Here is a 13494-nt window from a genome sequence, read left to right on the forward strand (position 1 = left end):
GTCCGGTTCTATCGAGATCCTTCCCGATATCCGGACGCCTATCCCGAGACAGATGGCTTCAACAGGCGTCTGTCACTTTCTCAAACCTCAACACATGCAGCAGTTGGCCGGAAGCCTCCGGTCGAGAAGCTGACTGCACCCTGACTGGAGTGATGAAAATGAACTGGGACATTATCGAAGGCAATTGGAAACAGGTTAAAGGCAAGGCCCAGGAACAGTGGGGCAAGCTGACCAACGACGATCTGGACCGGATCGAAGGCAATCGCGACCAGCTTGCCGGCAAGATCCAGGAGCTCTACGGCAAGTCGCGCGACGAAGCAGAGCGCGAAGTCGATGAGTGGGCAAGTCGCCACTGATCGTCGAACAGATGAAAAAGAGCCGGGCGATCCGTCGCCCGGCTCTTTTCGTTCGAAATTGCTGATCTGCTGGTTGCTGATCAGATTTTGAGGGCGGCAGCCGCCTTTGCGCGGGTTTCAATGCCGGACCAGTCGTCTTCCGCAATCGCCTTTGCGTCCGCAATCCAGGAACCGCCAACGCACAGGACGTTCGGCAGTTTCAGATAGTCCGGAGCCTTGTCGAGACTGACGCCGCCGGTGGGGCAGAATTTGGCCGCCGCTAGCGGGGAGGAGAGAGACTTGAGGTAGGACGCACCACCTGCCTGTTCGGCGGGGAAGAACTTCAGCCGCTCATAGCCACGTTCCAGCAGGAACATGACTTCCGATGCGGTGGCTGCACCTGGAAGCAGAGGCACGCTGTGCTGGTCGGCTGCGTCCAGCAGGTTGGCGGTTGCGCCAGGAGAGACGATGAAACGGGCACCTGCAGAAACGGCGGCATCATATTGATTGCCGTCCAGCACCGTGCCGGCGCCTACAATCGCGCCTTCCACGTGCTCGTTGACCGCGTTGATCGCTTCCAGGGCATGGGCCGTGCGCAAGGTGATCTCGATGGCAGGCAGGCCGCCGCGCACAAGCGCTTCGGCCATGGGGACGGCCTTCCTGGGGTCTTCCACGATCAGCACCGGGATAACCGGTGCCGCGCACATTACCTTCTCGAACTTTTCAATGTCCTGGGCCATATCGCCTCCAAAATCTCTTTCTTGTCGTCCCTGCACCGACCGCGGCTGGAGCAGATCGCAGACACTATTGTGCCGAATTCACCTGGCAGATCCGGACCTGATCCTTACTCACCAAACACATGCGCGCCAGTGTCGGCCGAACCAACTGCACCGCGGAAGGCGGCGAAAAGGTCCCGGCCGGTGCCGAACTGACTCTGGCTCAGGTCAGCTTCCGCCAGCGGGCGGGCGTTGAATTCGGCTTCGTCGACCAGTACTTCCAATTTACCCGTCACCGCATCGACGCGGATCATGTCACCGTCACGGATTTTGGCGATCGGGCCGCCGGCAGCAGCTTCCGGGGTCACGTGGATTGCCGCCGGGACCTTGCCGGAAGCACCAGACATGCGGCCGTCGGTAATCAGGGCGACCTTGTGGCCGCGGTCCTGAAGGATGCCGAGGCAAGGCGTCAGCTTGTGCAGTTCGGGCATGCCGATGGCCTTCGGGCCCTGGAACCGGACCACGGCGGCAACGTCGCCGGTCAGTTCCTTGTTGTTGAAGGCGGTCAGGAAATCGTTCTGGTCGTGGAAGACGCGGGCAGGTGCCTCGATGATGTGGCGTTCCTTGGCAACGGCCGAGATCTTGATGACGGCCTTGCCCATGTTGCCGGTAAGCATCTTCAGGCCGCCCGTCGGCTGGAAGGCCTTGGCAACGGGAACCAGCACCGTTTCATCACCGGACGTTTCAGGAACTTCTTCGCGTTGCACGTTGCCGTCTGCGTCGAGTTTCGCTTCCACGGTGTAACCGGAGAGGTCTGTGCCGTAGACGGTCTTCACGTCCTGGTGCAGGTAACCGTCACCCAGCAGTTCGCGGATCAGGAAGGCAAGGCCACCGGCGGCCTGGAAGTGGTTCACGTCGGCCTTGCCGTTCGGATAGACGCGGGCCAGAAGCGGTACGACATCGGAGAGATCGGAGATGTCGTCCCAGGTCAGCCTGATGCCTGCAGCTGCGGCAATCGCCACCAGATGCATGGTGTGGTTGGTCGACCCACCCGTGGCGTGCAGGCCGACAACGCCGTTGACGATCGCCTTTTCGCTGATGACTTCACCGGCGGGGGTGAATTCGTTGCCGAGAGCGGAAATCGCGATGGCGCGCTTGGCCGCTTCCCTGGTCAGGGCGTCGCGCAGGGGCGTGCCCGGATTGACGAAGGAGGCACCCGGCATATGCAGGCCCATGATCTCCATCAGCATCTGGTTGGAGTTGGCCGTGCCGTAGAAGGTGCAGGTGCCCGGCGAATGATAGGCGCGTGACTCGCTTTCCAGCAGGGCGTCACGGCCGACTTTGCCTTCGGCATAGAGCTGGCGGATCTTGGCTTTCTCGTCGTTGGAAATGCCTGTCGGCATCGGACCAGCCGGAACGAACACGGCCGGCAGATGGCCGAAGGAGAGGGCCGCGATGGCTAGACCGGGAACGATCTTGTCGCAGATGCCGAGAAAGACCGCTGCATCGAACATCTGATGCGACAGGCCGACGGCAGCAGCCATGGCGATCACATCGCGGGAAAACAGCGACAGTTCCATGCCGTCCTGCCCCTGGGTGACACCGTCGCACATGGCCGGAACGCCACCGGCAACCTGGGCAACCGCGCCGATCTCGTGTGCGGCTTCGCGGATCAGGGCCGGATAGGTCTCATAGGGCTGGTGGGCCGACAGCATGTCGTTATAGGAGGTGATGATGCCGAGGTTCGGTACCACGTCGCCGGAAAGGGCCTGCTTGTCGGAGAGGCCACAGGCGGCGAACCCATGGGCGAGGTTGCCGCAGGACAGGCGCGAACGCTGCGGGCCCTTGTCGGCGGCCTTGCCGATGCGGTCCAAATATCTTGAGCGGCTGTCGTGACTGCGTTTGACGATCCGTTCGGTGACGTCGCCAATGCGATCCTGGATGGTCATTGCTTCAAATCCTTTGCTAGCCGCGCCGCGGCCTGGCTGGTCCTATGTCCGGCACATAGGGCGTTGCGGCGAGCTTGCCGCTCTCTAATCGATTTAAGAGGCCGGAAACGCGCAAGGCCGGGCCTTGCGCGAGTGATATCAGTTGCTGTCGTCTTCGGCCCAGGTGCGGCCGTCACGCTCGACCAGAGCGATGGAGGCGGACGGACCCCAGGTGCCGGCGGTGTAGCCTTTCGGCGTTTCCTTGGAGGCTGCCCATGCAGCCTGGATCGGGTCGATCCACGCCCAGGCGGCGTCAACTTCGTCACGGCGCATGAACAGGGTCTGGTTGCCGCGGATCACGTCCATGATCAGGCGTTCGTAGGCATCCGGGTTACGCACCTTGAAGGCTTCGGCAAAACTCATGTCGAGCGGAACCTGACGCAGGCGCATGCCGCCGGGGCCGGGGTCCTTGATCATGATCTGCATCTGGACGCCTTCATCGGGCTGCAGACGGATGATGAGGCGGTTGGCGGTGATCGCCCCGGCTTCCGCGTCGAAGATCGAATGCGGGATCGGGCGGAACTGGACGACGATTTCCGATACACGCTGCGCCAGACGTTTGCCGGTGCGCAGGTAGAAGGGCACGCCGGCCCAACGCCAGTTGGCGATTTCCGCCTTCAGGGCGACGAAGGTTTCCGTCCGGCTTTCGTTGTTGCCGAGCTCTTCCAGGTAACCGGGAACCGCACCTCCGGCCGAAGCTCCTGCGCGGTACTGGCCGCGCACGGTCAGCTTGTCGATGCTCTGCTCGTCGATCGGGGCAAGAGCTTTCAGAACCTTCAGCTTCTCGTCGCGCACGCTGTCGGCGTTCATGCTTTCCGGCGGCTCCATCGCAACAAGGCAGAGCAGCTGCAGAATGTGGTTCTGCACCATGTCGCGCAGGGCACCTGCGGTATCGTAGTAGCCGGCACGGCCACCGGTGCCGAGCGACTCGGCCACGGTGATCTGGACGTGGTCGATATGGGCCGCGTTCCACAGCGGCTCGAACAGGGCATTGGCAAAGCGCAGGGCCATCAGGTTCTGCACCGTTTCCTTGCCGAGATAGTGGTCGATACGGAAGATCTGGTGTTCGTTGAACACCGCACCGACCGTGTCGTTGAGCGCCCTGGCGGACTTGCCGTCCTTGCCGATGGGTTTTTCCATGACGACGCGGGAATGGTCGTTGACGACCCCGATCCGGCCGAGGTTCTCGCAGATCGTGCCGAAGAGGTCCGGGCCGACTGCAAGATAGAAGGCGCGGATGACTTCAGGACGTTCGTCCAGGATGGTTCTCAGATCTTCAAAGCCGTCGCCAGTGGCGATGTCGATCTTGACGTAGCGCAGGCGCTTCAGGAACTGCTGAAGATGCTCGTCGTCCAGATCCTTGACGTGTTCTTCAAGCGCGGCCTTGGCATAATCGCGATAGTCGTCGTCGGAATAGTCCCGGCGGGCACTGCAGATGATGCGGGCGTTTTCCGGCATCTGGCCGTCCGCGTCGCGGTGGTAAAGGGCAGGCAGAAGCTTGCGGTGGGCGAGGTCTCCGGAGGCTCCGAAAACGACGAGGTCGAATTCTTCAACTTCAATGACGCGTACCGCCATAAAACATCCCTTCTCACAGCTGCCAGTCCGATGGGCCGCTCCGGCCTGGACCGTTTTCGACTGCCTTTTAAATCGATTTAATTCTCTTGTCAGCCCCTCATTTCAGGGCCGACCACTCTTTTTCCAGTTCGCTCCTGCGCGGCAGATCCGCTCCCCGCCGGGAGCAAGTGATGGCAGCTGCCCCGACAGCGAAGTCAAGAAGACGATTTAGCTGGCCGGCGTCAAGGGCTGCAAGCGCATCACGGTCTGTTGCACCTAGATGTTTCAACCCTGCAAGCAGAGCTGCCTGGAAGGTGTCGCCCGCGCCAACGGTGTCTTCAACGGTTACCTTGATGCCAGGACGGCTGACTTCGATGCCTTCGGCAAATGCGGTTGCACCGTCGCCGCCCTGTGTGACGATGACCAGCGAAGCCCCCATGCCGAGCCAGGCGCGGGCAATGGTTTCGACAGGTTCACCGGGAGCGATCAGGGCAAGGTCTTCGTCCGACACTTTGACGACATCCGTCAACGGAACAAGGCTTTCCGTATTGCGGCGCCAGAGCGCCATGTCCGGCACCACGGTCGGGCGTATGTTCGGGTCGAAGGAGACCAGCGTATGGTCTCGCTCGCGTTCGATCAGAGCCCTGAAGGCGGCCGAAACCGGCTCGACCAGTGCCGTGTAGGACCCGATGTGCAGAAACAATGGCGGTTCGTCGAACTGCGGCAGGTCATCGACGGTCACCATGCGGTCAGCCGCGTTCTCGCCGTAGAACGTATAGGCCGGAGAGCCGTGCTCATCCTTCTGGACGAGGCTGAGCGTCGTCAGGTAATCAGTCCTCAGGATATAGCGTTCCGAAACGCCTTCACTGCGGAACTTCTGGACCAGACGCTCGCCAAGGGCATCGCGCGAAATGCCGCCGAAAAACCCGGCGTCCTCTTCAAGGCGCGCCAGCCCCATGGCCACGTTGAAGGGGGATCCGCCGATACGGGCGTCGAAAGAAACACTGTCGCCGGAACCGGCTTCTCCAAAGAGATCGAACAGTGCTTCGCCGCAAATCAAAAACATATACGTTCTGGTCTTTCGTCGTTTGTCAGGAACCGCATCGACAGCGGATTCATGGCTTTGTGTCATTTCGCGGCAGCGGCCTTTGAGACCACCGCCTCATCCGAAGGAGGCCCGCAAGGCGCCGAACTCGCCGCCCATCCTTTGAGACGAACCTTTCGGTTCTCCTCAGGATGAGGGTGTGGGTAGGAGTGGGCTGAACCCGGTGTCTCCCGCCACCTTATTGGTTTCAACGAGGCGCGCCAATGGCGCTCGTTGCATGTGTCTTCTCTGCCCCCACAACGGCTCATCAAACCACCACCTCATCCTGAGGAGGGCCATAGGCCCGTCTCGAAGGATGGGCCACAAACGCTGATTTTGCCGCCCATCCTTCGAGACGAACCTTTCGGTTCTCCTCAGGATGAGGGTTCGGGTGGGAGAGGTGCTGAACCCGGTGTCTCCCGTTCCCTTATTGGTTCCAACGAGGCCTGCCAATGGCACCCGTTGAATGACCTTTCTCCTCCCTACAGCGGCTTATCAAACCACCACCTCATCCTGAGGAGAACCATGGGCCCGTCTCGAAGGATGGGCCACAAGCACTGAATTTGCCGCCCATCTTTCGGGACGAACCTTTCGGTTCTCTTCGGGATGAGGTCCCGGGTAGGAGGCGCCGGATGAAAGGCACCTCCCGTTTTCTTCCCTGGCCTAGGCCGCCATGCTGTCCGGCGGATCCATGGCTCCGGTCATGATCGCCACCGCATCGGACATGGAAAAGTCCGACGGTTTGATGACACAAGCCCGACTGCCCAGCCGATGAATGTGGATTCGGTCGGCAACCTCGAAGACATGGGGCATGTTGTGACTGATCAGCACGATGGGCAAGCCCCTGGCCCTGACATCCTTGATCAGCTCCAGCACGCGCCGGCTTTCCTTGACGCCGAGAGCGGCGGTCGGCTCGTCCATGATCACGACCTTGGAGCCGAAAGCGGCCGCCCGTGCCACCGCCACACCCTGGCGCTGACCGCCGGAAAGCGTTTCAACGGCCTGGTTGATGTTCTGAATGGTGAGCAGCCCCAGTTCGTTCAGCTTTTCGCGGGCGATCTCTTCCATCTTCTTTCGGTCCAGCTGGCGCAGCCAGGTGCCGCGGAAGCCGGGTTTCTTCAACTCACGACCCATGAACATGTTGTCGGTGATCGACAGGGCAGGGGACATGGCCAGGGTCTGGTACACCGTCTCGATCCCGGCTTCGCGGGCGTCGATGGGCGAGGTGAAGTGGACGGGCTTGCCATCAAGCAGGATCTCTCCGCCATCAGGCTGCACGGCTCCGCTGAGAGCCTTGATCAAGGTAGATTTGCCGGCCCCGTTGTCGCCGATCACGGCGAGGATCTCGCCGGGATAGAGTTCGAAATCGGCTCGGTCCATGGCCACGACACGGCCGTAGCGCTTGACCAGTTTACGCGCTTGCAGGACAGGTTCCATTACACAGATACCTTTCTGATCCATTGGTCGATCGCGACCGCGCCGATGATGAGGATGCCGATCAGCAGGTAGGTCCACTGCGCATCGGCGCCGAGCAGGCGCAGGCTGAGCGTGAACACACCGACGATGAGTGCGCCGAACAGGGTGCCGAGCACGGATCCACGTCCGCCGAAGAGCGAGATGCCGCCGATCACCACGGCCGTGATGGATTCGATGTTGGCAAGCTGACCCGTGGTCGGGGAGACCGAACCGATGCGGCCGATCATCGCCCAGCCGGCGAAAGCGCAGATAAGCCCGGACAGCATGTAGACCGATATCAGAACCTTCTTCACCTGCACGCCCGAAAGCTGCGCGGCTTCCGGATCGTCGCCAACGGCGTAGACATGCCTGCCCCAGGCTGTCTGACGCAGGGCGTAGGCCAGCACCAGCACCAGAAGCACCATGAAGATGACGCCGTAGGTGAAGACTGCGCCGCCGACATTGACCTTGTTGCCGAAGAACTGAAGCAGCGGTGCCACTTCGGCGATTTCCTGCGACCGAATGGTCTCATTGGCCGAATAAAGGAAGTTGGTGGCAAGCACGATCTGCCACATGCCGAGCGTCACGATGAAGGGGGGCAGCTTGACGATGGCGACAAGGAAGCCGTTGAGATACCCGCAAAAGGTACCGCAAATAAGGCCGCAGACGATGGAGACCTCCACCGGCAAACCATAGCGGAAGGTGAACTGCCCCATGACGACGGAGGACAGCACCATGATCGCGCCGACCGACAGATCGATGCCGGCGGTCAGGATGACGATGCTCTGTGCTGCCGCCACGATGCCGACGATCTGGACCTGCTGCAGGATCAGCGTCAGTGCGAAGGGGGAGAACAGTTTCGATCCGAGCAGCAGCCCGAAAACGACAAGGGAGAGTACCAGGACGATCAGCGGAACCAGTGATGGGGTCTGGTGCAGCGTGTGCTGGATTTTATGCCCGATCCCATGACGTTCGTCATCGAATGAGGCGACAGCTTGCGGTCCGGAGGTGGCAGCGGATTCGTAGTCCGCCGGCCCCTTGGCCGTTTTGCTTTCTAAGGTCATGCCCGTTTAACCTTCTTTGCGCCGGTTTTGAAAAAAGGGGCAAGGTCGCCCATGCCCCTTTTGATCTCGTCCAGGGGTGTCTTAGCCCCAGCAGAGATCCGTTCCCTTGGCGGTGTCGATGGATTCGACGCCTTCAACCGGCTTGTCGGTCACAAGGGCAACACCGGTGTCGAAGAAGTCCTTGCCTTCGGTCGGCTCCGGCTTGGTGCCATTGTCGGCCCAGGCCTTGATGGCCTCGATGCCGAGCGATGCCATCAGCAGCGGATACTGCTGCGAGGTGGCGCCGATAACACCGTCCTTGACGTTCTGAACACCCGGGCAGCCGCCGTCGACAGAAACGATCAGCACGTCGTTTTCGCGGCCGATGGCCTTCAGTGCTTCATAGGCGCCGGCAGCAGCGGGTTCGTTGATCGTGTAGACCACGTTGACCATCGGATCCTTGGCGAGCAGGTTTTCCATGGCCTTGCGGCCACCTTCCTCGTTGCCTGCGGTCACGTCGTTGCCGACGATGCGCGGATCGGTTTCGTCACCCCACTTGTTCGGGTCGCCAAGCTCGATGCCGAAGCCCTGCAGGAAGCCCTGGTCACGCAGCACGCCGACGGTAGGCTGGCTGATGCCGAGATCAAGCATGGCGATCTTGGCATTGGCTGCCTCGTCGCCCAGGCTGGCTGCGGCCCACTGGCCGATCAGCTCACCCGCCTTGAAGTTGTCGGTGGCGAAGGTTGCATCGGCTGCGTCGATGGGATCGAGCGGCGTGTCGAGTGCAATCACCAGAAGGCCGGCGTCGCGCGCCTGCTGGACAGCCGGCACGATGGACGACGTGTCGGATGCGGTCAGCAGGATGCCCTTGGCACCGTCAGCAATGCAGGTTTCGATCGCTGCCACCTGGGTTTCATGGTCGCCGTCGATCTTGCCTGCGAAGGATTTCAGTTCGATGCCGAGTTCTTCAGCCTTTGCGGTGGCGCCTTCCTTCATTTTCACGAAGAACGGGTTGGTGTCCGTCTTGGTGATCAGGCAGGCGGAGATGTCTGCTGCGACTGCCGGAGTGGCAGCCATGGCGGCGAGAACGGAACCGGTCGCGAGTAGTTTGCGGATCATTTGCGTTTTTCCTCCCTGGCCAATTCAGGTTGAACGGTTGGGTGTGGCCAGATGTGACCCCAACCGTGCTGCCCGTGCCGGAAAGCTGGCTCTATCCTCCGAGCTGCCAGCCCCGGCGGGTCCGGTGTCTTTCCCGCCCGTCAGGATTGCTGCCCTGGGCGAGAAATTGAAGAATTGCGGCAGGCTGGCTGCGCCGATGGCGCCTGCGTCGTGGCCAAAGCTGCCGATTTCGATGTCGGGTGAATGGCGTTTCTCAGGCGCGGCCTTTTCCACGGCCTTCTTCAAGGCTGCCCGGAACGTTTCCGGGAACGGGCCGCCCAGGTCGCCGTCGAGGACGACCAGCGGAACATCCAGAAGCGCATAGGCCGAGCGCAGGGCAAGTGCGAGCGCTTCGGCGCAGTCTTCCAGCCACTCGGTGTATTTCGGATCTCCGGTTTCAACCGCGTGCTGCAAATCGGAACGGTTGAGCTTTGGAAAATCTTCCGGCGACATGTGCCGGGCGAGTGCAACCAGCGATGCGCGGGTCAGCAGCAGGTCCCAGGAATTGCGGGCCTTTGGTGCGGTGGTCAGCGTGCTTGGCGGAACGGGGATCATGGCGACGTCGCCGGCGTTGCCGGATACACCGCGCACGACATCGCCCTTCAGGATCAGGCCGCCACCGATGGCAGGTCCAAGGAAAAGATAGACGAAATTGTCGTTCTGCCGGCCCAGACCGTAGAAGAGTTCGGCCACCGCGGCTGCCGTGCCGTCGTTCTCGCTGAACACCGGCAGGCCGGTTGCCTTTTCAAGGGCGTCGGTCAGGTCGAAGTCTTCCCACTTCATGAAATCGGCCTGGGGCAGGCCCAGTTCATGCAGCCAGGCACCGAGGTTGAACGGTTGCGCCAAGCCAATGCCGGTGATGCGGGACTGGTCTTCCTTGCTCAGATGCTGGCGCAGGAATTCCAGATCGTCCTTAAGGATTTCCATGGCCTCTTCGGGCGCGGGCAGGATCATGTCATGAAGCCGGCGGGCAATCAGCTGGCCGGAAAAATCCATCAACACGGTTTCCATGTTGGTCCGATCCAGCCGCACCCCGAAAGAATAGGCGCCGCGCGGTGCAAGCCGGAGAATGGTTGCCGGTTGCCCGCGGCTGCCGTCGTGGCGCTTGCCGGCTTCCACGATCAGCCCTTCCTCGATGAGGTTCTGGATGATGGCGCCGATGGCCGCGTTTGTCAGCTGGACCGCCCGGGCGAGTTCCGCCTTGGAGGCCTCACCGGCACGCCGAAGGATCTGAAGTACGATGCGTTCGTTGTACCGGCGCAATTGCGCGGAATTCGAACCACGGCCGCTTTTTGGCGTGTCCTCCACCGGTCTTGCTCCTCCCCAGGAACTGCCTGCTCTCGTCGGCGGCATCAGAATAAATAAGTTTGATAAAATTATTCGCCCAAGTGGCCCGGCTGTCAATCGCAATCTGTTTTGCAACGCACGTTTTCGATATTGTGGCGCGGTAAGTCTCTGCGCAACAACACGAAAAATTCTCGCCTGCCTTGGTAACATTTTTCCGGCAGGGGCCGGTCTGGCACATCCGCGCAGCCTGGGTGCGCACGGGATTGACGGGCGATCCGTATTTCAGCTCTTTCGTGCAGGACATCCTAACACACCTTCGCGAAATCGTTGCCGGAGCTTTCAACATCCGTATTGTCGGGGAGGGACGAGAATCGGAGACAAAAAATGCCGGCCACACATGACGAAGCGTTTCTTGAACGGGCGATTGCTGCCGGGGCAGGGGAACGCCCTGCCGATCTGGTGATAAAGAATGTCAGCCTGTTCAGCGTTGTCGACGGATCTACGGTCGAAACGGATATTGCGATCGTCGGTGACAGGATTGTCGGCACGCACGGGCAGTATGAAGCCGCGGAAACCATCGACGGCAGCGGACTGACCGCCGTTCCCGGTTTCATCGACACGCATCTTCATGTGGAATCGTCTCTGGTCACACCGTTCGAGTTTGACCGCTGCGTGCTGCCGCACGGAGTGACCACAGCCATTTGCGATCCGCATGAGATTGCCAACGTTCTGGGTGCCGAAGGGATCCGTTATTTCCTCGACAGTTCTCTGGAAACAGTGATGGACCTCAAGGTCAATCTCTCGTCCTGCGTTCCTGCAACGGCTTTTGAGACAGCCGGGGCCTGCCTGGAGATCGAGGACCTGCTGCCGTTCCGCGATCATCCGAGTGTGATCGGCCTTGCCGAATTCATGAATTTTCCAGGTGTGCTGGCGCGCGATCCCAAGGTGCTGGCGAAGCTTGCCGCCTTTCAGGACGGTCATATCGACGGCCATGCGCCTCTGCTTCAGGGCATTGGCCTCAACGGTTATCTGGCCGCAGGCATCCGCACCGACCACGAGGCAACCTCCGCCGAGGAGGCGCTGGAAAAGCTCGCCAAAGGCATGACGATCCTGATGCGGGAAGGCTCCGTTTCCAAGGACCTGGAAGCGCTGGCTCCGATCCTGACACCTGATGTTTCGGCTTTCGTCGCGCTGTGCACGGACGACCGCAATCCGCTCGATATTGCCGAGGAAGGCCACCTCGACAGCATGATCCGCCGCCTGATCGCCAAGGGCATCCGTCCGCTGGACGCCTATCGGGCCGCAAGCTGGTCGGCGGCCAATGCCTTTGGCCTGAAAGACAGGGGCGTGATTGCACCGGGCAAGCGCGCAGACATTGCGCTGTTGAGCGACTTTGCCGATTGCCGTGTGGCGCAAGTGATCTGCGGCGGTGTTCTGGCGACGGACGAAGCATTTGCAAATAGAACCATCGTCCCGCCGGTTGGCCTCGACAGCGTGCATGTCGGCCAGGTCACCGCGTCAAAGTTCGATATACCGGCGCGCAACAGCGAGGCCGACGTTATCGGTGTGGTGCCGGGCAGGATCATCACCGAACACCTGAAGCGCACCTTGCCGGTGACCGGCGGCAAGACGCTGGCCGATCTTGATCAGGATGTGCTGAAGGTCGCCGTCGTGGAGCGGCACAAGGGCACTGGCAACATCGGCCTCGGTTTCGTCAATGGTTTCGGCATGAAACAGGGCGCAATTGCTTCGTCCGTCGGCCATGACAGCCACAACATCTGCGTGGTTGGCGCGGATGAGGAAGCCATGGCCCACGCGGTCAACCGGGTGATCGCCATGAAGGGCGGATTTGCCGTTGCCGACAAGGATGGTGTGAAAGCCGAACTTGCCCTGCCGCTGGCGGGACTGATGAGCCTGGAGCCGTTCGAAACGGTGAAGGAGGAACTGGAGCATCTGCGCGCCGCCGCCAAGGATCTCGGCTGTACGCTGGCCGAACCGTTTCTGCAGGTCGCCTTCCTGCCTTTGCCGGTCATTCCGCATCTGAAGATCACCGATTTCGGCGTCTTCGATGTCAACAAGTTCGAACTGGTGGATCAGGGTAGTTGATGCTTGCGCTCAGTACTGGCGCAAACGTGCACGAAAACGTGCCCATTTCCGCGCGGATCGCAACGCCAGAAACAGGAGGACAGCTCCGGCAACAAGGGACCAGAACAGGATCTGGCTGTCGAGAGAAAACCTGTCCAAACTGCGGGTGGGATAGGCAATCTTCGGATTGAGCGGCAAATAAGTGACGTTCAGAGCGCCGTCTGTCTCTCGGATGATCTCCCCAGGCTTGATCCTGAAATCCAGAGTTTGAGCCGCTGCGTTTGCTGGCTTGAATTCAACGACGATCCTTTCATCGTGCCAGCTTTTGAAGTTCTTGAAAGTGTTCCGGTAATTGGAACGATAATGCGCCCAAGCCTTGTCCCCGTCGGGCGTGTCGTTGATAATGACCAGAACCTTGCCGGGGGTGGTTTCGCCAAATCCTTTCAGAAGCCAGTACTTCAAACCGCTGTCGTGGTGGAAATAAATTGAGATCGCGACAGCGCTAGCTACAAAAAACAGGATGGCCAGGTGAAGCGCGTGGCTGTCTTCTGCCGCTTCTTTCGGGTTATACAAAGGCAACACCTTTCATTCGAGTATTGCACCAGGATATGCACCTAAAAGTAGCAGTGACGCAATTCCTCAAGACAAAAATCTATGGGTCTGGTTCGCTCCAGCGTTCGGAATGCGCGCGACACCTTCCTGCCTTTGCCGGGCATTTCGCATCTGAAGATCACCGAATTCGGTTTCTTCGATGTCAACAAGCTCGAACTGGTGGATCAGGGGAGCTGA

Annotated in this window: 12 protein-coding genes; 3 read left to right on the forward strand and 9 right to left on the reverse strand. The window is 60.6% G+C overall.

The genetic code is table 11. The annotated features are described in order from the left end of the window. The first annotated feature begins 158 nt into the window (after positions 1–158). Positions 159–356, forward strand: a complete 198-nt coding sequence (locus ACYQ6M_RS05480; protein ID WP_031269168.1) for a CsbD family protein — start codon at positions 159–161, stop codon at positions 354–356. Between the two features lie 80 nt (positions 357–436). Here ACYQ6M_RS05480 and eda read toward each other — a convergent pair whose 3' ends face one another. The 8 genes from eda to ACYQ6M_RS05520 all read right to left on the reverse strand — a co-directional run bounded on the left by eda (position 437) and on the right by ACYQ6M_RS05520 (position 10641). After that, a complete protein-coding gene (eda, locus tag ACYQ6M_RS05485; protein ID WP_460072583.1) occupies positions 437–1075 on the reverse strand; it encodes a bifunctional 4-hydroxy-2-oxoglutarate aldolase/2-dehydro-3-deoxy-phosphogluconate aldolase in 639 nt (212 codons plus the stop codon). Positions 1076–1179: 104 nt separating this feature from the next. After that, positions 1180–3000, reverse strand: a complete 1821-nt coding sequence (gene edd / locus ACYQ6M_RS05490; protein ID WP_460072585.1) for a phosphogluconate dehydratase — start codon at positions 2998–3000, stop codon at positions 1180–1182. A gap of 138 nt (positions 3001–3138) precedes the next feature. After that, complete coding sequence (gene zwf, locus ACYQ6M_RS05495; protein WP_055655338.1) at positions 3139–4614, reverse strand: glucose-6-phosphate dehydrogenase; 1476 nt, start codon at positions 4612–4614, stop codon at positions 3139–3141. 97 nt (positions 4615–4711) lie between these two features. Continuing rightward, positions 4712–5659: a carbohydrate kinase family protein gene (locus tag ACYQ6M_RS05500; RefSeq protein WP_460072587.1), complete on the reverse strand. Its 948-nt coding sequence runs from the start codon at positions 5657–5659 to the stop codon at positions 4712–4714. Between the two features lie 681 nt (positions 5660–6340). Next, a complete protein-coding gene (locus ACYQ6M_RS05505; RefSeq protein WP_023000620.1) occupies positions 6341–7114 on the reverse strand; it encodes an ATP-binding cassette domain-containing protein in 774 nt (257 codons plus the stop codon). Then, positions 7114–8196 carry an ABC transporter permease gene (locus ACYQ6M_RS05510; protein WP_023000621.1) on the reverse strand — a complete coding sequence of 361 codons (1083 nt, stop codon included), beginning with the start codon at positions 8194–8196 and terminating at the stop codon, positions 7114–7116. Before ACYQ6M_RS05510 ends, ACYQ6M_RS05505 begins: the two co-directional genes overlap by 1 nt. Positions 8197–8277: 81 nt before the next feature. Further along, positions 8278–9294 (reverse strand): sugar ABC transporter substrate-binding protein, encoded by a 1017-nt coding sequence (locus tag ACYQ6M_RS05515; protein ID WP_023000622.1) that lies wholly within the window; start codon positions 9292–9294, stop codon positions 8278–8280. 24 nt (positions 9295–9318) lie between these two features. Beyond that, positions 9319–10641 carry an ROK family transcriptional regulator gene (locus ACYQ6M_RS05520; protein WP_201030462.1) on the reverse strand — a complete coding sequence of 441 codons (1323 nt, stop codon included), beginning with the start codon at positions 10639–10641 and terminating at the stop codon, positions 9319–9321. A 363-nt stretch (positions 10642–11004) separates the two neighbouring features. On the opposite strand from ACYQ6M_RS05520, the gene ade reads away from it, so the two are divergent. Beyond that, on the forward strand, positions 11005–12726 hold the full coding sequence (gene ade / locus ACYQ6M_RS05525; RefSeq protein ID WP_152506075.1) for an adenine deaminase: 1722 nt from the start codon (positions 11005–11007) through the stop codon (positions 12724–12726). A 9-nt stretch (positions 12727–12735) separates the two neighbouring features. On the opposite strand, the gene ACYQ6M_RS05530 is transcribed toward ade, so the two are convergent. After that, positions 12736–13278: a hypothetical protein gene (locus ACYQ6M_RS05530; RefSeq protein WP_460072591.1), complete on the reverse strand. Its 543-nt coding sequence runs from the start codon at positions 13276–13278 to the stop codon at positions 12736–12738. 81 nt (positions 13279–13359) lie between these two features. Between ACYQ6M_RS05530 and ACYQ6M_RS05535 the strand changes: the two genes are divergently transcribed. After that, positions 13360–13494 carry a hypothetical protein gene (locus ACYQ6M_RS05535; protein WP_023000626.1) on the forward strand — a complete coding sequence of 45 codons (135 nt, stop codon included), beginning with the start codon at positions 13360–13362 and terminating at the stop codon, positions 13492–13494.

This window comes from Roseibium sp. ROS1, from assembly GCF_054658215.1.